General features: G+C 61.8%; 13 protein-coding genes. 7 read left to right on the top strand and 6 right to left on the bottom strand.

The features are described 5' to 3' along the window. The first annotated feature begins 12 nt into the window (after positions 1 to 12). The 7 genes from trpB to K2Q04_RS14075 all read left to right on the top strand — a co-directional run bounded on the left by trpB (position 13) and on the right by K2Q04_RS14075 (position 7596). Positions 13 to 1254 (top strand): tryptophan synthase subunit beta, encoded by a 1242-nt coding sequence (gene trpB / locus K2Q04_RS14105; protein WP_291164955.1) that lies wholly within the window; start codon positions 13 to 15, stop codon positions 1252 to 1254. 1 nt (position 1255) lies between these two features. Continuing rightward, the gene (trpA, locus tag K2Q04_RS14100) at positions 1256 to 2086 is read left to right on the top strand and encodes a tryptophan synthase subunit alpha (protein ID WP_291164943.1); all 831 of its coding nucleotides are present in this window, start codon (positions 1256 to 1258) and stop codon (positions 2084 to 2086) included. A 174-nt stretch (positions 2087 to 2260) separates the two neighbouring features. Continuing rightward, the gene (gene accD / locus K2Q04_RS14095) at positions 2261 to 3346 is read left to right on the top strand and encodes an acetyl-CoA carboxylase, carboxyltransferase subunit beta (protein ID WP_291164941.1); all 1086 of its coding nucleotides are present in this window, start codon (positions 2261 to 2263) and stop codon (positions 3344 to 3346) included. 24 nt (positions 3347 to 3370) lie between these two features. Next, the gene (locus tag K2Q04_RS14090; protein ID WP_291164939.1) at positions 3371 to 4720 is read left to right on the top strand and encodes a folylpolyglutamate synthase/dihydrofolate synthase family protein; all 1350 of its coding nucleotides are present in this window, start codon (positions 3371 to 3373) and stop codon (positions 4718 to 4720) included. Between the two features lie 246 nt (positions 4721 to 4966). Next, positions 4967 to 6487, top strand: coding sequence for an aldehyde dehydrogenase (gene adh / locus K2Q04_RS14085; RefSeq protein WP_291164937.1), 1521 nt, complete (start codon positions 4967 to 4969; stop codon positions 6485 to 6487). A 78-nt stretch (positions 6488 to 6565) separates the two neighbouring features. Then, positions 6566 to 6961 carry a DUF779 domain-containing protein gene (locus K2Q04_RS14080; RefSeq protein WP_291164935.1) on the top strand — a complete coding sequence of 132 codons (396 nt, stop codon included), beginning with the start codon at positions 6566 to 6568 and terminating at the stop codon, positions 6959 to 6961. A gap of 35 nt (positions 6962 to 6996) precedes the next feature. Beyond that, entirely contained in the window at positions 6997 to 7596 is a 600-nt protein-coding gene (locus K2Q04_RS14075; RefSeq protein WP_291164933.1) for a cysteine hydrolase family protein, read from the top strand. Positions 7597 to 7688: 92 nt separating this feature from the next. Here K2Q04_RS14075 and trxA read toward each other — a convergent pair whose 3' ends face one another. From trxA to K2Q04_RS14045, 6 genes are all read right to left on the bottom strand, one after another. Beyond that, positions 7689 to 8021, bottom strand: coding sequence for a thioredoxin (trxA, locus tag K2Q04_RS14070; protein WP_291164931.1), 333 nt, complete (start codon positions 8019 to 8021; stop codon positions 7689 to 7691). A 99-nt stretch (positions 8022 to 8120) separates the two neighbouring features. Continuing rightward, a complete protein-coding gene (gene addA / locus K2Q04_RS14065) occupies positions 8121 to 11705 on the bottom strand; it encodes a double-strand break repair helicase AddA (protein WP_291164929.1) in 3585 nt (1194 codons plus the stop codon). Then, positions 11702 to 14833, bottom strand: a complete 3132-nt coding sequence (gene addB, locus K2Q04_RS14060; RefSeq protein ID WP_291164927.1) for a double-strand break repair protein AddB — start codon at positions 14831 to 14833, stop codon at positions 11702 to 11704. The genes addA and addB overlap by 4 nt, the downstream gene beginning before the upstream one ends. Next, positions 14833 to 15573, bottom strand: coding sequence for a nucleotidyltransferase family protein (locus K2Q04_RS14055; RefSeq protein WP_291164925.1), 741 nt, complete (start codon positions 15571 to 15573; stop codon positions 14833 to 14835). Before K2Q04_RS14055 ends, addB begins: the two co-directional genes overlap by 1 nt. 22 nt (positions 15574 to 15595) lie before the next feature. Next, positions 15596 to 17143 carry a tRNA (adenosine(37)-N6)-threonylcarbamoyltransferase complex ATPase subunit type 1 TsaE gene (tsaE, locus tag K2Q04_RS14050; protein ID WP_291164923.1) on the bottom strand — a complete coding sequence of 516 codons (1548 nt, stop codon included), beginning with the start codon at positions 17141 to 17143 and terminating at the stop codon, positions 15596 to 15598. Between the two features lie 11 nt (positions 17144 to 17154). Continuing rightward, positions 17155 to 19668, bottom strand: coding sequence for an ATP-binding protein (locus K2Q04_RS14045; protein WP_291164921.1), 2514 nt, complete (start codon positions 19666 to 19668; stop codon positions 17155 to 17157). Positions 19669 to 19706: the final 38 nt, after the last annotated feature.

Below are 19706 nucleotides of genomic sequence, written 5' to 3'. Positions count from 1 at the left end.
GCGAGGCTTTCAATGGCAACGAAATCTAAGAAAGCAGCGGAGGCCGCGCTCAACAGCTACGCCACGGGTCCCGACGACAGGGGATTTTTCGGCATATTCGGCGGGCGTTTCGTTGCCGAAACGTTGATGCCGCTGATCCTGGAACTCGAGCGCGCTTATGAGACTGCGAAAGCCGATCCGGAATTCCAGCGGGAACTCGATTTTCTGAACCTGCATTACGCCGGCCGGCCGAGCCCGCTCTATCATGCGGAGCGGATGACGGCCGAACTCGGTGGCGCGAAAATCTACTTCAAGCGCGAAGAGCTCAATCACACGGGCTCGCACAAGATCAATAACTGCCTCGGGCAGATCCTGCTCGCGCGCCGGATGGGCAAGAAGCGGATCATCGCGGAGACCGGGGCGGGTCAACACGGCGTCGCCGTTGCGACGGTCTGCGCAAAGTACGGCATGGAGTGCGAGGTCTACATGGGCGCGACCGACGTCGAACGTCAGGCGCCCAACGTAGCGCGCATGACGTTGCTCGGCGCGAAACTCAATCCGGTGACGTCGGGCGCGGGCACGTTGAAAGACGCGATGAACGAAGCGCTGCGCGATTGGGTCACCAACGTTCGCGATACCTACTATCTCATCGGCACGGCAGCGGGTCCGCATCCCTATCCGGCCATGGTCCGCGACTTCCAGGCGATCATTGGCCATGAGACGCGCAAGCAGATGATGGAAGCCGAAGGCCGCCTGCCGGATACCATCGTTGCCTGCATTGGCGGTGGTTCGAACGCTATCGGCATTTTCCATCCGTTCCTGGACGACCCGGGTGTCGCGATCTACGGCGTGGAGGCCGGCGGCCATGGGATCGATGTCGAGAACGGCCACGCAGCGTCGATGACGGGAGGCTCGCCCGGCGTCCTGCACGGCAATCGCACTTATCTGCTGCAGGATAGCGACGGCCAAATCCTCGAAGGCCATTCAATCTCCGCGGGGCTCGACTATCCGGGCGTCGGGCCGGAGCATTCGTGGCTGAAGACTATCGGGCGTGTGACCTACGTCCCAGCCACGGACAAAGAAGCGCTCGAGGCACTTCAATTCTGCACGCGGCTTGAGGGCATCATTCCGGCGCTCGAATCCAGCCACGCACTGGCACTTGTGAAGAAGCTTGCGCCGACTTTGGCGAAGGACAACCTTCTCGTCGTCAATATTTCAGGCCGAGGCGACAAGGATCTCGCCACGGTCGCCAAACATCTTGGGATGAAGATCTAAGATGACCAAGCACGTCACGCGCATCGATGCCCGCTTCGAAGCACTGAAAAAAGCAAACCGGCCGGCACTCATCACGTTCGTTACAGCGGGCGACCCCGATCCGGAAACGAGCGCGCAGATTCTCGGCGATCTCGCCAAATCCGGCGCCGATATCATTGAGCTCGGCATGCCGTTCTCCGATCCGATGGCGGACGGTCCGGCAATTCAGGCCTCGTCGCAGCGGGCGCTGAAGGCCGGTCAGAACATGATCAAGACGCTGCAGATGGTTCGCGATTTCCGCGCGCACGACAACACGACGCCAATCGTGCTGATGGGCTACTACAATCCGATCTACGTCTACGGCAACGAGCGCTTCATCAAGGATGCGAAGGCCGCGGGCGTCGACGGCCTCATCGTCGTCGACGTGCCGCCTGAGGCCGACGACGAGCTGTGCCTTCCCGCGCTTACGGCGGGGCTGAATTTCATCAGGCTCGCCACCCCGACGACGGACAAGGTACGTTTGGCGACGGTTTTGAAGAATACGTCGGGTTTTGTTTACTATGTTTCGATCACGGGCATCACTGGCGCCGCTGCGCCTGTCGTTAACGATGTTCACGCTCAAGTGAAGGCGATCAAGGCCGAGACGCCCTTACCGGTCGTGGTGGGCTTCGGCGTTCGGTCCGGCGAGCAGGCGCGGGCAATCTCGAAGGGGGCCGATGGCGTGGTCGTCGGTTCGGCCATTGTTTCCATTATAGAAAAGTCTCTGGGACCAAAGGGCGAGGCAACCGAAGGCACGCGGAAGGGCGTGGCGGAACTCGTCAAGGAATTGAGCCTGGCACTATCGGCCGACTAGCGCTTTCCCTGGATAAGTTCTATTGGAGAGGGCCTTCTGCACCCCATTTTGGGCATTGTCCTGGCGCCGGTCCCTCGAGAGGCGCTAGAAATGGCGGACTGCGAGGAGCTTGCCATTGTGCCCGCACGTTAAAGCGATAGGCACCCGCTGCGGCTTACAAGGAGCCAAGAACACGTGAATTGGATTAACAACGTCGTCCGCCCAAAGATCAGTGGGCTCTTATCGACGGCGAAACGCGACGTTCCGGATAACCTCTGGGTGAAATGCCCGGAGTCGGGTCAGATGGTCTTTTACAAAGACCTCGAGGCCAACCAGTTCGTCGTGCCTGGCTCGAACTATCACATGCGCATGGGCTCGCAGCAGCGCCTGCAGCATACGTTCGATGGCGGAGAGTATCGCACCGTCCCGGTGCCGACCGTGCAGCAAGATCCTCTGAAGTTTCGCGACGGCCGCAAGTACACGGATCGACTGAAAGACGCGAAGGCTGCGACGAAGCTCGACGATGCGGTTCTCGTCGGCGAAGGCGAACTTGATGGTTGGCCGGTTGTCGCTGCTGCTCAGGACTTCCGTTTCATGGCTGGTTCGCTCGGCATGGCTGCAGGCGAGGCGATCATCGCCGGCATGCAGCGCGCGCTCGATCTCAGAACGCCATTTATTCTTTTCGCGGCCTCGGGTGGTGCGCGCATGCAGGAGGGCATCCTGTCCCTCATGCAAATGCCGCGTACGACCATCGCCGTGCAACGTCTTCGTGATGCGCGGCTTCCCTACATCGTCGTTCTGACCGATCCGACGACGGGAGGCGTGACCGCTTCCTATGCGATGCTCGGAGATATCCATATCGCGGAGCCCGGCGCGCTTATTTGCTTCGCGGGTCCGCGCGTCATTCAGCAGACGATCCGCGAGCAGTTGCCGGACGGCTTCCAACGCGCCGAATATCTGCTTTCGCATGGCATGATCGATATGGTCGTGCATCGTCATGAGATGCGGGAGACGCTCGCACGCGTCTGCAAACTCCTGATGAGCGGGGTGCACGCGACGAAGGCAAAAGACACACGCAAGATGAATGGCAAGCCGTACGTCAACGGCGCTTCAGTCGATAGCAAAGTCATCGAGACGGCCGCACGGGAAAGCGGCGTCGTCGAGCCGGAGGCTGTGCCGAACAGCCAACGCTTCGAGCCGGGCAAGGGCGACAAGCCCAAACGCGATGAGGCGGGATCGTCAACATCCGCAAATCCCAAAGATGCGCCTCGCGGCGCCTAGCACTTCTCGAGGGTATTACGGGGCATGACCTCGTCAACGACACGGCCTACAAGCGACGCTTTATTGGCCGACATGATGCTCTTGCATCCGAAGCTGATCGACCTTTCGCTCGGCCGCGTGGAGCGGCTGCTTGCGAAGCTCGGACATCCCGAAACGAAGCTTCCGCCGGTGGTCCACATCGCGGGCACCAACGGCAAGGGTTCGGTTACGGCGTATCTTCGCGCTTTTGCCGAAGCTGCCGGAAAACGCGTGCACGTCTATACCTCGCCTCATCTCGTGCGGTTTCACGAGCGAATTTCGCTTGCCGGAGGTGACGGTAAATCGCATCCGATCGACGAAGACACGCTTGTCGATGTTCTGACGCGCGTCCAAGCGGTGAACGACGGCGAGGACATCACGCAGTTCGAGATCACGACAGCGGCGGCATTTCTGGCGTTTTCCGAACGGCCGGCCGACGTTCTCCTACTCGAAGTCGGACTCGGCGGCCGGCTCGACGCGACGAACGTCATTGCCGAGCCCGCGCTCACCATCATCACGCCGATCTCGATGGACCACGCCGAGAAGCTCGGTCCGACCCTCGCGAAGATCGCTTTCGAAAAGTCCGGCATTCTGAAGCGCGGCGTTCCGGGGATCATCTCGCAGCAAACCGATGACGTTCTGACTGTCCTTGAATCGCGCTCGCGGGCAGTCCAGGCGCCGCTAACCGTCTGGGGTCGCGATTACGACGCTTACGAGCAAACAGGCCGTCTTATCGTGCAGCAGAACGACCGCCTGCTCGACTTGCCGTTGCCGGCGCTCATCGGGCGGCATCAGATCATCAACGCCGGTACAGCAGTGGCGGCTGCGCTGACGCTTGGCGAAAGAATACCGTCCCTTGCGATCGACGAGGCGGCTCTCGAAGCCGGACTTCGTGCCGTCGAATGGCCGGCGCGGATGCAGCGCCTGACGTCGGGGCCCCTGGCGGACATTCTTGGCGACGAGACCGAACTGTGGCTCGACGGCGGTCATAATCCGGCGGCCGGAGATATGCTTGCCGATACGTTGGCAACGCTCGATGAGAAGTCACCCAAGCCCGTCTATCTGATCGTCGGGATGATGGGCCAGAAGGATGCGTTGGGTTTTCTTGCGCCTTTCCGGGGGCTTGTGCGGGCCATCTACACTGTTCCGATCCCCGGAGCCCACGAGGCGCCGCACAGCGAAGAGAACCTGGCCGAGGTCGCGCGCGGTGCCGGAATGCAGGCGGCCGATCGCAAGAACGTGGTTGATGCGCTCCAAACGATCGCCGGGCTCTCGAAGGGGCCGAAGCGCGTTCTCATATGCGGATCGCTCTATCTTGCAGGCTATGTACTTTTATTGCACAAAGGCCTCGAATAAACTCGGCTAAAACGGCGTTCGTTGCGCAAGGTCAAAGTGCTTCGCTCGCATTCGATATTTACAGTTCGAAAGGTCACAAAAATCGCTAGGTTGGTGGGACAATGTCGGCCACGGCCAATGGCGACGCAAAGCCGACCTACCAACTGACAAGTAGAGGCTTGCTGGACCAAAGCGTAACAGAGCAACTCTAGAGAACTCCAACACCAACAAGATCGCCGTTTAGGCGTCATTCGGAGGAGATGCACGATGCAGCATGTAGCAATGGACAAGCTCAAAGGGCGGCAGATCATCAAGTCGCGCTATGATAATTTCATCGGCGGCAAGTGGGTCGCTCCTGTACGCGGCCAGTACTTCTCCAACGTAACGCCGATCACCGGACAACAGGTCTGCGAGATCGCCCGTTCGACCGCCGAAGACATCGAACTCGCGCTCGACGCGGCGCATAAGGCGAGAGAGGCTTGGGGCAATACGTCTCCCGCGGCGCGTGCCCGCGTGCTGTCGAAAATCGCCGACCGTATGGAAGAAAATCTCGACATCCTCGCCCTCGTCGAAACGATCGACAACGGCAAGCCGATCCGCGAGACAACGCATGCAGATCTTCCCTTGGCGATCGACCACTTCCGTTATTTCGCCGGTTGCGTTCGCGCACAGGAAGGCTCGATCGCTGAAATCGATCACGACACCGTCGCCTATCATTTCCACGAGCCGCTAGGCGTCGTCGGGCAGATCATTCCGTGGAACTTCCCGCTGCTGATGGCAGTCTGGAAGCTCGCTCCCGCGCTCGCAGCCGGTAACTGCGTTGTGCTGAAGCCCGCCGAGCAGACGCCGATGTCGATCATGGTTCTCGCCGATCTGATCGCCGACCTCATCCCTGAGGGCGTCTTGAACATCGTCAACGGCTTCGGCATCGAAGCGGGCAAGCCGCTTGCCCAGAACAAGCGTATCGCCAAGATCGCGTTCACGGGCGAGACGACGACGGGCCGTCTCATCATGCAGTATGCATCGGAGAACATCATTCCGTGCACGCTGGAACTCGGCGGCAAGTCGCCGAACATCTTCTTCGCCGACGTCATGGACGCCGACGACGAGTACTTCGACAAGTGCCTCGAAGGGTTCACGATGTTCGCGTTGAACCAGGGTGAGGTTTGCACGTGCCCCAGCCGCGCGCTCATCCAGCGCTCGATCTATGAGAAGTTCATGGAGCGGGCTTTGGAGCGCGTCGTGAAGATCAAGCAGGGTCATCCGATGGATGCCTCGACGATGATCGGCGCACAGGCTTCCAACGATCAGCTCGAGAAGATTCTCAGCTACATCGAGATCGGCAAGGGCGAAGGCGCTCGCGTTCTGACGGGCGGCCGTCGCGCGACCCTCGGCGGCGAGCTTGCGAACGGCTACTACGTCGAGCCGACCGTGCTCGAAGGCCACAACAAGATGCGCGTGTTCCAGGAAGAAATCTTCGGGCCGGTCGTCTCCGTCACGACTTTCGAAGACGAGGCGGAAGCGCTGGCAATCGCCAACGACACGCTTTATGGCCTCGGCTCGGGCGTCTGGACGCGTAACGGAACGCGGGCTTATCGGATGGGCCGCGGCATCCAGGCAGGTCGCGTCTGGACGAACTGCTATCACGCCTATCCGGCGCACGCTGCATTCGGCGGCTACAAGCTGTCGGGTATCGGCCGCGAGACGCACAAGATGATGCTCGACCATTACCAGCAGACGAAGAACTTGCTCGTCAGCTACAGCCCGAAGGCTCTCGGCTTCTTCTGATGCCCAGCCTCGCGTAAGATCCAAGGGCATGCGCCGATTCCGGTGCATGCCCTTTTTCTCAACACGGAGGCGAGCCAGATGGTCAATCGCGTGACGGCCACACCCGATACTCTGACGCTGATCAAGAAGCTTGAGGGTATTCACGGACCGCTGCTCTTTCATCAATCGGGCGGTTGCTGCGATGGCAGCGCGCCGATGTGCTATCCGCGGGCCGAGTTCAAGGTTGGCGCGCAAGACGTGTACATGGGCGAGATCGGCGGCCAGCCGTTCTACATGGGCCGGTCGCAATTCGAATACTGGCAGCACACGCAGCTCCTCATCGATGTCGTGCCGGGACGCGGATCGGGTTTCTCGGTCGAAAGTCCGGAGGGCGTTCGCTTCCTGACGCGGTCGCGCGTCTATTCGGATGCGGAAAACGACGAACTCGATGCTCTGGGTCCGCCGCCGAGCGGCGTCGAACATCCGCCTCTATAGGCGTTTCAATCCATTCAAATTCGGGAGAATAACCGATGACGGTTTCACGGACACTGCGCGACCTCACGGGGCTTGGCTATACGCCTGCGCGCGTGGCCAACTCTGCGCTGATCCTCATCGATTGCCAGAATACGTATCGCGAAGGCGTGACGCAGCTCGAGGGCGTCGAGCCCGCGCTCGTTGAATGCCAGGGTCTCCTGAAGCGTTACCGCGATGCCGGGCGACCCGTCATTCACATTCAGCACGCTGACGAAGCCGGATCGCCTTACGACATCAACGACCGTATCGGCGCCATCGCAGACGTCGTTAGTCCGAAAGCAGGCGAGCCTGTCGTCGTGAAGAACTATCCGAGCTCGTTCGAAAAGACGAACCTCGATGAGCTTCTGAAAGGCTATGGCGTCGAGGAATTGACCATCGCCGGGTTCATGACGCACGTGTGCGTGAATTCGACGGCGCGGGCCGCTTTCAATCACGGCTATCGCGCAACAGTAGTCGGCAATGCGACGGCGACCCGCTCGCTTCCCAATCCTTCCGGCGGCGTTATTTCGGCAAAGGATCTTCACGAAGCGAGCCTCGCGGCGCTCAACGATATATTTGCCGTCGTCGTGCCGGCCGCGGACAAGATCACGGACTGATCGGGCCGGTCCCGAAAGAAAATTCCAAAAATAAAAAACCCCGCGTTCGGCGGGGTTTTTCAATTTCACATGTATCGTGACTCGTGCGCGCCTTAAACGGCAGCGGCGACGCTCGACGTGATCCAGTCTTCGAGCTTTTTCTTCTGCACGATCGCGCCGGTGTGCTGGGCAGCCACCTTGCCGCCCTTGAAGATCAGCAGCGTCGGCATCGCTCGGATACCGTAATGACCGGTGACTTGCGGGTTCTCGTCAACGTCGATTTTCACGACTTTTACCTTGCCGGTCATCTCCTTGGCGACCTGATCGAGAGCGGGCGCCATGGCTTTGCACGGCCCGCACCACGTCGCGTGGAAATCGACGAGAACCGGTTCACTGGCCTTCAGGACTTCTTGTTCGAAGCTGGCGTCTGTCACTGCGTTAGACATTGATTATGCTCCATTTTCGGGCCGGTACTATCGGCCGATCCCCGACTTGCCGCCCGTCGGCGGGCAAATGAAAAACCGATCCATGAAGTAGGGATTAGGTCAGGAAGCGTCAAGGCTCCCCCAATCGAGGTCCCAAAGACGGACCGTATAAAGATCGAGGATGTCACCCGGAATTTCCATGAGTCGGGGGCCATCCGTCCAGAGCAGCGCAGCCCGCACGATCCGGCCAGGATAGATTTCTCTGAGCGCCAGCCGATATGCCGCAAGCTGATAAAGATAGGCGTCTGCAACTTGGCGCACGTCCGCTGGCGGCGGGCGGTTGGTCTTGTAATCGACGATGAGAACTTCGCCTTCGGTCAGCGCCAAGCGGTCGATCTGGCCCGAGAGGTCGAGGGCCGGTCCCTTGCCGTTCGGCCGCGGTATGACGGCGGCGATCGGGGCTTCAGCAACGCTGTCGGCTCCGAAGATCGCGGCGAAACTCGGATGCTCTAAAACGGCGAGCGTTTCCTTCACGATGCTCGCGCGCACTCTCACTGGCAGAGCTGCGCCGCGTTTGTCGACGAAGGCGGTCGCGATCATCTCGCGCTGGTCCACCGCAATCGAGGGCAGATGCTGAAGGAGCGCGTGCGTGATCGTTCCGCGCAAGAACCGATTGGCGCCCCCGACACTGAGCGGCGAGGGCATGTCGTTTGTCGCTGCAGCGTCCTGTTTGACTGGGACGCGCGGCTCGCCCTCGGCATCGGGTGCATAGGGTTCCAGACGAGAGGGCGCGAGCGGCACGGAAAGTTTTGGTTCGGCCGGCGCGCGGCGCGTTGCGAAGCCGGGCCTGGCAAACGCGCTCTGTTCGGCTCGCTTTTCATGCTTCGGCTTTTCAGGGTCCGCTACTTGCGGCCGTTCCATGCGCCAAATTTTCTTGCCGTCGCCGAGATCGATTTCATCCATGGCCGGGATCAACGCAGCCGAAGCCACGTCATACCAGCAGCCATCGGCACGGCCGCGCTTGGTTTCGAAGCCCGCGATGTAGAGCCTGTCCCTGGCTCGCGTCATGGCGACGTAGAGGAGCCGATTGCGCTCCTCCGTGTCGGCCTGCTCCTTCTCTCTTCGTGCCCCTTCGACGGCCGGAACGCGATTTGTGCCTTTGACACACCAGACGATCGCTTCGGCGGATTCCTCGGCAACCGAATGTCCCGCAAGTTTCACGAGGCGCGAAGATGCGTCGTCACCGGAAGACGTCGTGCAGGTGTCGGGTAGGAAGACGATAGGCGCTTCGAGCCCTTTGGCGCCGTGCACAGTCATGACGCGAACTTCGTCGCGGCCGTGCTCCATGTCGCGCTTCACCTCGGGGTTCGCGTCGCGGAGCTTGGCGAGAAATTGCGTGAGCGACGGCGGATCGCTTTCATCGTAGGAGAGCGCGAGGTCGAGGAATTCGTCGATGACGTCGGCAGCTTCGGGCCCGAGCCGGTTCAGCATTTTCTCGCGGCCGCCGTCGCGATCGAGAATGCCAGAGAAGAATTCGAACGGTGGCGTGAAGTCGGATTTGGCGCGCCAGCGCTTCAGCGTTTCGGCTGCGTCTTTGAATGCGGAATTCGTGTCCGCGCTTTCGAGCAACGCGGACCAGAGCGTCCGTTTGCGGCCATGCGCGATTTCAAGAAGATGATCGTCGTTGAGATTGAAGAGCGGACCCTTCAGAACGGTTGCTAATGCTAGATCGTCTTCAGGCAAGGTCAAGAAGTCGCCGAGGACGATAAGGTCCTGAACTGCGATCTGATCCGTCAGTCTGACGCGGTCTGAACCTGCGACGGGAATGCCGCGCCGCTTGAGTGCCGCGACCATGGGCACCGCAAACGGGTTTCGTTTGCGGACGAGGATCAGGATATCGCCGGCGCGAATGGGGCGGTTCTCGGAAGGCAATCGCTCGGCCCCGTCGATCCAGTTCTTGATCGTATCCGCGATGCGATCCGCGAGCCGGTTAGCCGGCGAACGCTCGTTCGTATCGGAAAGGGGGTTCCACGGATCGGCGACGACCGTTTCGTCGGGCATCTCGGTCGGCCATATCTCGACCAGGCCCGCATGCCCGATGCGGTTGGCGACGTGGTCGATGCTGCCGTTGTCGGCCGTCAATCCTGGCGTACGCGCCGGATCGGCAAACACGCGGTCGACAGCCGCCAATACGGGCGCGACGGTACGGAAGGACAGCGTAAGCGGCACGCGTCTCCACGCGAGATTGGCGCCGGTCGCGAGCGCTGCGAAACGCTGGCCCATTTCGGCGAACATCTTCGGCGCGGCGCCCTGGAACGAATAGATCGACTGCTTTTCGTCGCCGACGGCAAATACCGTGCGCGTCACGGCGCCCGCGCCCATATCGGCGAAGAACTCGTGCGCGAGCGCGGAAATGATCTCCCACTGCTCGGGACTCGTGTCCTGCGCTTCGTCGACGAGAATATGATCGAGACCGCCGTCGAGCTTGAAAAGCACCCACTGCGCCTGACCTTTTTCGCTCGTCAGAAGTTCGCGGGTTTTCAGAATGAGATCGTCGAAATCGAGCGCGCCGGCGGAATTTCGCGCAGCCGCGTAGCGCATCAGCACGGAGCCGGCGAGCTGATAAAGGGCGAGCGACGCATCGATCAGCGTCAGCGCTCTCAATTCCTGAGAGAGTTTGAAGAAATTCTGCTGCGCTTGCTGGCAGCGATCATGCAAGCCCGGCTTCGCCTGGGAAAGCGCCTTCGTCATGAGGCTCTTTCGGAGCGCTTCTCCGTTGTCGACGAGGAAGTAATCGCCGAGAACAAGCGCGCGGCGCTGGGGCTCGGTGTGCGCCATCATCCCGATCAATTTTGCGCTATGGCCGGCATCCGTTTTGCCGCCGGACGCGAGCAGCTCCGTGAGTTCGCGGACGTCTTCTCTCGAGAGAACGTTCGCGCATTCGATATGAAGATCGACGACCGCGATGGCCGCACGCACGTTGAGCTCTTTGCGAAGATGAGCGTCCATCGCCGCGAGCCCGTCTTCTATCCTGCCGGGCTCAATGTGGGCAGTCGCTTCGAGCCATTTGCGCTCCTCGACCGCCTTGGAAATAAGCTGATCGAAATGCGCGTCGGCGGCGTAGCGAATGACGAAATCGAGCGCCTTTCCAAGCGACGTATTCGGTGCGCCCGTCGCCTCGGTCAACGTCGCCTCGATCGCGTCGGCCTTGAGTTCGCGCGCGGCCTGGTCGTCTAGGATCTTGAAATCCGGCGGCACGCCCGCTTCCAGCGGAAAGCGCTGCAAGAGCCGTTCGGCGAAGGCGTGGATAGTTTGCACCTTGAGGCCGCCGGGCGTTTCGATGGCGAGCGCGAATAGCGTTCGGGCGCGTTGCATCAAGTCGACGGAAGCGGGCGCGCCCACGATTTTGGAAAGATCTTTATGCAGTGTTTCGTCGTCGGCCGTTACCCAGCCGGCGAGACGATCGAAAACGCGTTTCGACATTTCGGCTGCGGCCGCTTTCGTAAAAGTGAGGCAGAGGATGCGCTCGGGCCGCGTTCCAGCGAGCAACAGGCGCAATACGCGGAGTGTCAAAACGTGCGTCTTGCCGGTTCCGGCGTTGGCGTTGACCCATGCGGAGTTTTGCGGGTCGGAGGCGCCACTCTGCGCCTGATCGGTGAGGCGGCGGATGTCTTCCGGTGAGGTCTTCTTGATCTCGAGGTTCAAGACGCGGCCTCCTCGTCGACGTGTGCCGACCATTCCGCAACGCGTGCGAGATGCGCGTACGCATCGAAATCGTACCGATAGCCGGGCCGCCGGATGGCGCGATAGGGCGTTTCCACGCGATCGAATGCGGTGATCAGTTGTTCAAGTCCGGCGCGGGCTTCGGCGGCGAGTGTAGCGACGTCGTCGCATTTGATCGTGCGCTCTTCGCCAGGCGGTTCGGCGCCTGAAGCGCGGATATAGCGCAACGCCTCAACGGTATGTCCGCTGAGATGCGGAAATCCGACTTCGCCGAGCGCGATTGCGGCTTCGAGCGGCAACTGCGGCGAGCGTCCTGCCTTGACGGCTGCGTCGCTCGGTGCGGCTCCCGTCTTGTAGTCGGTAATGATAATCGCCGCGCCCTTGTCGTCGATGCGATCGGCCCGCGCGGTCAGCGTGAAGGGTTTGACGCCCGTGGCGAGGACGAGCCTTCCAGAAGTCTCGGCGATGATTGCCTGGACGCCGTCGCGCCGAGCGGCCTCCGTCATCGCAAACCATGCGAGGAAGCGTTTGAGGCGCGGCAGCCAGAAGGCGGCGACGCGGGGATGTCCCGTGTATGTTTCGAGCACGGCGGTGGCGATGCGTTCGAGTTCCGCACGCGGATCGGTGGGCAGCGCGCCGGGGTACTCGGTCGCAAATTGCGACATGACGCTGTGCACCAGTCCGCCGCGGAGGCTCGCGTCGGGCGCTGCGCCGAGCACGGGCAACGGATCGAGCTTCAGGACGTGGCGTGCGAAGATCGCGTAAGGATTACTCGTCCAACGTTCGATCTCGGTCACACTCAATTTTCGCGGACGTGCGTCGACGGGCGGCCTTGGCTCCGGAGCCTCGACGCGAATCTGGTTTGCCGGATCGATCCAATCTCTCGAGCGCGCCCAGGCCAGCCACGGTTTATCGGCCTCGAGAGCGGGCAAGAGATTCATGCCTTTGAGGAGTGCCGTCGTGCGCATAAGCCAGCGCGACGGTACCGTCGGAACGCCGCCGACTTTTTCGGCGCGTGTCAGATAGACAGTCTCGGCGCCGAGAAGCGAGACGAAGTCGTGCGCGGCGCGGCCGGTTTCTTCCTCGGGTGAGGGGAGGCCCAGCTCGGTGCGCATCGGCCGGTTGAGCCAAGCGCCGGGCTCGGCGGCTTCGGGCCAGGTGCCTTCATTGAGCGAGCCGATAATCAGCACGTCGGGTTGCTGCAGGCGCGCCTCGAAGGGACCCCAGATCGCAATGCGCGGGTGCACCGCGTTACGTTCGCGGACGTTTTCCTTGGCGAGCAGCGTCGCATAAAGATCGGCGTAATAGGTGGCGCGTATTTCGACGTCAGGTGTTTCAGGCTTCAGAAGCTCCATGAAGAAGCGGCTTGCGACGTTGCCGGCTTCGCCCTGCCAAAGCGGGTTCTGGCCGTTCGATGCGGGTGCTTCATCCTCGGGCAGCGCGGCGAGAGCTTCGGCGCTCTCGGCATGGGCACGGGCGAAATCGGCGAGCGTGTGCGGCGTTTGATCGGCGTAGAGATCGGTCAGCGGTTTGAAAGCTTCTGCAACCTTCGTCACGAGCAAGCGTGCGCCTTCGCGGTCTTCGTTCCATAGGCGGCGGGCGGCGACGTGCATGAATTTTTTGTCGCCGCCATCGTCGAGTTCTGCCGTGTCGAGCGCAGCGATAATCCCTTCGACGCCGCGGCCGAGGTACGCCGTGCGGAAGGCGCTGATTTCGAGCGCGCGCGCAAAGCGGCGAATATCGAAGGTTTTCATGCCGGCGCGGCACAGCGGGTGACGCAGCAGCGCCATCGTCTCGGCCGGTGCGAAATCGCTGACGACTGCGTTGATGACGAGGGCGAGAAACGCGCCCGGGACGGTTTTCGCGAACGGCCGCCCGGCGCTGTCATCAACGCGGACGCCCCAGGCTTCGAGACGGATGGCGACGCGGCGCGCGAGCAACCGGTCCGGCGAAACGAGCGCGGCGGTTTTGCCGGGCGTTTCGATGGCTTCGCGCAGGATCAACGCGACGGTTTCGGCTTCGTCCTGTGCGGACGGTGCTTCGATCAATGATACGCCGGAAAGCGCGGCCTTAAGTTCGTCGCGGTCGGCGTTGGCCGCAAATGCGTGCCAGCGCGCCGTCGTCGCGGAGGGCCGCATCGCCTCGCTGAAGAACGCCGACCGTGCGGTGCGGGCCGCGTCAACGTTGACGCCGGGCAATGTCTTCACGTCACTTCTCGAAATGCCGAGGCCGTCGAGCAGCTTCCGCAAACCGAACTGCGGATGCTCCGGGTGGAGCGGCACGATCTGGTTCCAGCTTTCCTCGTCGAGCGTGTGATCGAGAGCGGGAAGGACGATCGCACCAGAGGGGTGGGCGGCGACGGCGCGCATCAACGTGACCGTCGAAGGTATGGAGCCGGTGACGCCCGCGACGATCACGACCTCGTCGGGCTTCAGTTTCGAGATGCGGTCAGCCTCGGCGAGGATCAGCGCGTTGCGGCGGGCTTCGGGAGACGTCAGACCGTGCGCCTCGAGATGGAGCGGCCAGTACTCGGTGACGATCTTCAGGAATTCGACCGTCTTGTTCCAGTGCTCGGAGTAGGCTTCGGGAACAAGCGATTGAATGCCCGACAGCGAGACGTTCTCGCGTTCGATGTCGTCCATCAGTTTGCCGAGTTCACCGGCAAGCTGGGCTGCTTGAGCGGGCGTCGACCCGAGCGTGGTGTTGCCCGATTGCGAGGCGGTTTCCGCCATTGATTGGCGCCACCGCGCGACGAGCTGCATCAGGGTCAGCATGCGGTCGAGCGTGTTGATCGCGGGCGGCTGCTCCAGTGCTTCGGCGCCGGATGGACCAAGTTCGGCAATGTTCGTGATCAGGGAGAGATCGCCTTCGCCTTCGGAGATCGGCAGAATGCGCGGCATGATCAGCGCACGCGTGTTCGCGACGGCCAGGAAAGCTTCGCGCGCGACGCGTGCCGCGCGGCGTGTCGGCAGCAGTAGCGTGATTTTCGGAAGCGTCAGAATATCGGGTGGAGTGCGGCCGGCGGTGGGCAGGTCGCCGTTCAAGATCGCTCGTGCAAGCGCTTCAAGGAACGGCACTCCGAGCGGCAAGGTAAAGACGTTTCCCGGCATCAGTCGGAACTCGTCGTCAGCGGTGCTCTGAGCGCGGCTTCCGCTTCCTTGAGGGCATCGGGTGTGCCGACGTGCATCCAAACGCCTTCGAGGCGGAGACCATAAAGCCTACCCTTGTCGATGGCGCGATCCCACAGCTTGTTCAACGAGAACGGCCCGCTTGGCGCGTTCTCGAACAGACGCGGATGGGCGATTGAAACTCCGGCGAAGACGAATGGCGCAAGGCGTGGTCCGGTCTGACGCGTCAGGCGGCCTGTCGCGTCCATCTGAAAATCGCCGAGGCCATCGTAGCCGATGCTCGCGGCGAGAGGCGCCATGAGCATCAGGCTGTCCATCAGGTCTGCATCGAAACCGCTCAGCAGGCGGTCGAGATTGGAACCCAGCCCTTCGATCCATACTGAATCGGAATTATGGATGACGAACGGTCCTGCGCCGAGCTTCGGCAGCGCACGCAATGCCCCGCCGCCCGTATCGAGAAGTTTGTCGCGCTCGTCGGAAATGGTGATTTTCGGAGCGGAGCGGTGCGCCAGATGCTTTTCGATTTTGTCGGCGAGGTAATGAACGTTGACCACGGCACGCTTGATGCCCGCGTCGGCCAAACGATCGAGGACGTGATCGATCAGTGGTTTGCCGTCGAGCGGCACGAGGGGCTTGGGCAGGGTATTGGTCAGCGGACGCATGCGCTCGCCTTTGCCGGCTGCCAGTACGAAAGCGCTCGTGGGGCGCTTGGCGGACGTCATGTGAAGCGTCTCCGAAATCGGGTTAGATCTTCAGGGCTTCTGCGCGCAGGCTCCGAGGTAGGTTTGCGTCATACCATGCTCTCAGTCCGGCGAGAGCCTCATGCTGCAGGTCTCGTTCGAGATACCCCCAGATCCGTGGCATGTGGGCCAGGTATTGCCTTTTCCCATCGCGCATAGCTAACCGCGCGAAGATGCCGAGGATTTTGGTATTTCGTTGTGCCCCTAGTGCGGCATAGCTGAAGCGGAATTCGGGCTCGTCGAATGCCGGGTTCCGCGAGGAATTGACCGCGACGTAATGGTCGAGCAGTTGTTTTTCCAGGTTTTCCGGCACGTCGACCCGCGCATCCTCAAGAAGCGAGACGAGGTCATAGGCAGCGGGCCCAATCATGGCATCCTGGAAATCGATAATGCCGACGTCGCGGGGGCTCGGCCGGTCATCGAGCGCGATCAGGTTTGGCGAATGAAAGTCGCGCAGCAGCCATGTCTTCGGCTGGCTCAACAGGCGCTCGAATGTGCTCTTCCACAGCGCCGTGAATGCGTCGCGAGCCGGTTGGGGCGCAGGTTCGCCGTGGAGCGCCGGCCAGTACCAATCGAGAAGGAGCTGGGTTTCGATTTCCAGCACGCCCTCGTCGGCTTCGGGAAGTGCGAACGTCGAGCCATCGGAAAGCACGATGCGTGACGGCGGAGGAGCGCTCTGCACTGCTATCAGCGTGTCGACGCCGCGCTTCCAGAGCCCGGCTTGATCGCGCCCTCGTGAAACTTCAGCGCCGAAAACTTCGTCGCCGAAATCCTCGATGATCAGCAGTCCTTGCGCGAGGTCCTCGGCAAGTATGCGCGGAACAGATAGTCCGTTCGCTGCGAGCGCACCGTCGATTGCAACGAAGGCTCTGACGCTTTCGGCCAGATGCGCGATGGCGCTGTAGGACTTGCCGTCGCGTATCGGTGGACCGTCCGGCCGTTGCGGCGAGTCCATGAGGATCGCGCGGGTGCCATCGGCTTTCTGAAGCCGGGCATAGCGGCGCGGTGAGGCATCGCCCTGCAGATAGCTGAAGGCCGTCGACGCTTCGCCCCAGCCTGCGCGCGACAGAAAATCCCGGATCGCCGCGAAGCGCTCGATACGCGCCACGAAATCGGCCGGTGTGCCGATGCTGACGTTTCTGCGGTCCGGCGCGCCGGTTTCGTCGAAGCGAATGGTGAACCGCTCGCGCGGGATGCGGTCGTCGCCCTTCGAGGGCCATTCGATCACGGCTATGCCGCGCGTCAGGGCGGCGTCGAGACCGAGTTCGTCGATCTCGCTCGCATCGGAAAGACGGTAGAGATCGAAGTGTGCGATGTCGAAACGTGGAGTTTCGTAGGCTTGCACCAGGGTAAAGGTGGGGCTTGGAATTTCGAGCGACGGATTGCCCGAGATGGCTCGGATGAGGGCGCGTGCAAATGTCGATTTGCCGGCGCCGAGATCACCCTCCAGCGCCAACGTATCTCCGGGCTGCACGAGGAACGCGACCTCTTGCGCCACTCGCGAGACGTCGCCTTCCGTCAGGTCGTTGAATAAGAATGCCGGGTTTGTCATCGCGCTCGGTTTTATGCTGCGCGCTCGCCGCCCGCCAGCCTGTCTCTGTCGCCGCCGGATGTCCGGGATACGGGACGTTCAGGAATTCGAACGACCACGCATGTTCCCCGACCCTCTTCCGAGGTGATTTCGATATTGCCGCCGTGAAGCTCGACGAGGCTTTTGGCAATTGAAAGGCCGAGACCCGCGCCACGATGCTCGGAGCCGCGGCTGCGGCTTTCGAAGCGCTGGAAGACACGGCCGATCTGATCTTTCGGGATGCCGATCCCGGCATCTTCGACCCGGAAAAAGATGTTTCCGCCCTGGCGCCAGCAGGCGAGTCGCACGGTGCCGTTGATTTTCGAGAAGCCGACTGCGTTGGACAGGAGATTGTAGAGTACCTGCCGCATTCGGGTTTCGTCGACCATGATCTCCGTCACGTCATCGGCGATCGCGATGTCGATCGTCAGGCGCGAGCGGACCGCACGCTCGCGGATGCCGAGAATGGCAGCATGGATCATGTCGTTGACGTTAACTGGCGAAAGTTTCAGCTCCAGGCCGCCGGCTTCGATTGTCGTCAGGTCCAGGATGTCGTCGATAATCGCGAGCAGCGTCTTCGACGAGGACATGATGTCGGCGAGATATTCTCTCTGCTTGTCGTTCAGTTCGCCAAACATCGGACTTGCGAGCATGTCGGAGAAACCGATGATGGTGTTCAGCGGCGTTCTCAGCTCGTAGGAGATATGGCCGATGAAGTTCGTCTTCAGGCGGTCGGCGGCGACGAGTGCTTCGTTGCGTTCGACGAGGGCGCGTTCGGCGCGCTTTGCGTCCGTCACGTCGGCGTAGGTCAGCAGTGTCGCGCCGTCGGGCAACGGCATCAACGCGTAGTCGACGACGACGTTGTCCTTGCGGATCATCTGGCCGGAGAATGTCTCGCGCTCGTCCTGGAATGCGGTGACGGCGCGGCCGATGCGCATCCACGTGCCGGCATCATCATAGAGGTTCTGGACCGCGGCGATGATTTCGCCGATATGCGGCAGCTCGTTCAGCTTGCCGGCGGGGATATGCCAGATGCCGCAAAAGGCGCGGTTGAACAGTTTGAGGCGGCCGTCGGTGCCAAACACGGCGACGCCTTCCTTGAGGCTGTCCAGCGTTTCGCGCTGGACGTCGATCAGGGCGTTATAGCGGGCTTCGAGTGCGAGGCGGTCGGTCTCGTCGCCGAAGAGGTAGGTGACGCCGCCATCGGGGCGCTGCTCGGCGATGACGTTGACGATGCGTCCGTCCGTCAGATTCCAGATATCTTCGAGCGGCGCGCCGGAGCGGTAGCCGGCGAGAATCTGTGCTTTCCAATCCCGATGGCTGACGACCGGCGGAAGAACGCCGATCTCGCGCAGGCGGTCGAGGATGTCGGCGTCGGTCGGACGCGTCGACAGCCACTCCGGATCGAGCGACCAGAGCTTCGTGAAGGCGGCGTTGTAGAAAACCAGCTTCTGCTCGCGATTGAACAGAGCAACGGCGGTTTCCACGCGGTCGAGCGTCCGGTCGTAAGCCTCAACCTGGCGATCGAGTTCGCCTTGGGCGGTTTCGATATCCGTGACGTCGATTGCCGCTCCGGCCATCATGCCGTCGACGGGTATGACGACGATGTCGTGGGGTTTGCGCTCGCCACCTGCGATGAGGTGAACGCGCGCGCGATAGCTTTGACCGGCGCCGACGGCCTTCAACACATGCTTACGCTGACGCGTCTCGAGCAGTTCGATCTGGCGGTCCAGGACCTCGAGTTCGCTGTCGGCCTCGACCGCTTTGACGTACGCCTTGTTGACCCAGATGAGCCGGTTGGCCGGATCGCGCAACCAGACGGGCATCGGAAGAGTGTCGAGAAGGGCGCGGCTCGAGTGAACGTCGCGCGTGAGTGCGGCGTGGCGCTCATCGATCCTTGCGATTTCGGCTTTGTAAGTCGACACGTCCTTGAAGCGCAGCACGGCGCGTCCGCCGGCGGCGCGGCCCTCCGCTTCGATAGCGGCGCCGGCTGTCGTCTTCACGATGATGCTGAAGGCACGGCCATTGGTGAAGAGCATGTCGAGCGACGTCTTCAGCGTGTCGGCGGATGCCGGTTGGAGCCATTGTCCGAAGCGGAGAATTTCTGCGTGCTGTTCGGGAAGGCCCGGAATTCCGGTCAGCGTGTGAGAGGCAATGCGGACAGCCTGTTCCTGCTCCCAAAATATGAGGACCTGGGGCTCTGCGCGGATGATGGCGTCCGCTGCCGCGAGGTTGCGACGAAGGTGTTGGCTCTCGGCTTTTGCCTTGCCCGCTTCCTTACGGGCGACGCTGCCCATGTGCCAGATGAGGAGGCCCGCCATGAACACGGCCGCCGCTACGATGCCGACGACGGCCAACTGACGTTCGCTGAGCTGGTTCGACTCGATCTGGTGGCCGCCCACGAAGACTGCGAGCATCGTGGCGACGCAGGCCATTGCCGCGAGTAGCAGAAGCGCCAGCTGCAGCCGGGTCGTCAACCGTCGGTTCTGGCCGGGCGTAGTGCGCATTTAGTTCCATTGTAGGGCATGAAAGCGGTCCGCACACC

It is taken from the genome of Hyphomicrobium sp., assembly GCF_019753045.1.
Classification (GTDB): domain Bacteria; phylum Pseudomonadota; class Alphaproteobacteria; order Rhizobiales; family Hyphomicrobiaceae; genus Hyphomicrobium_B.
Note: the sequence above shows the minus strand (reverse complement) of the source record. Positions and strands in the feature narration are given on the sequence as shown.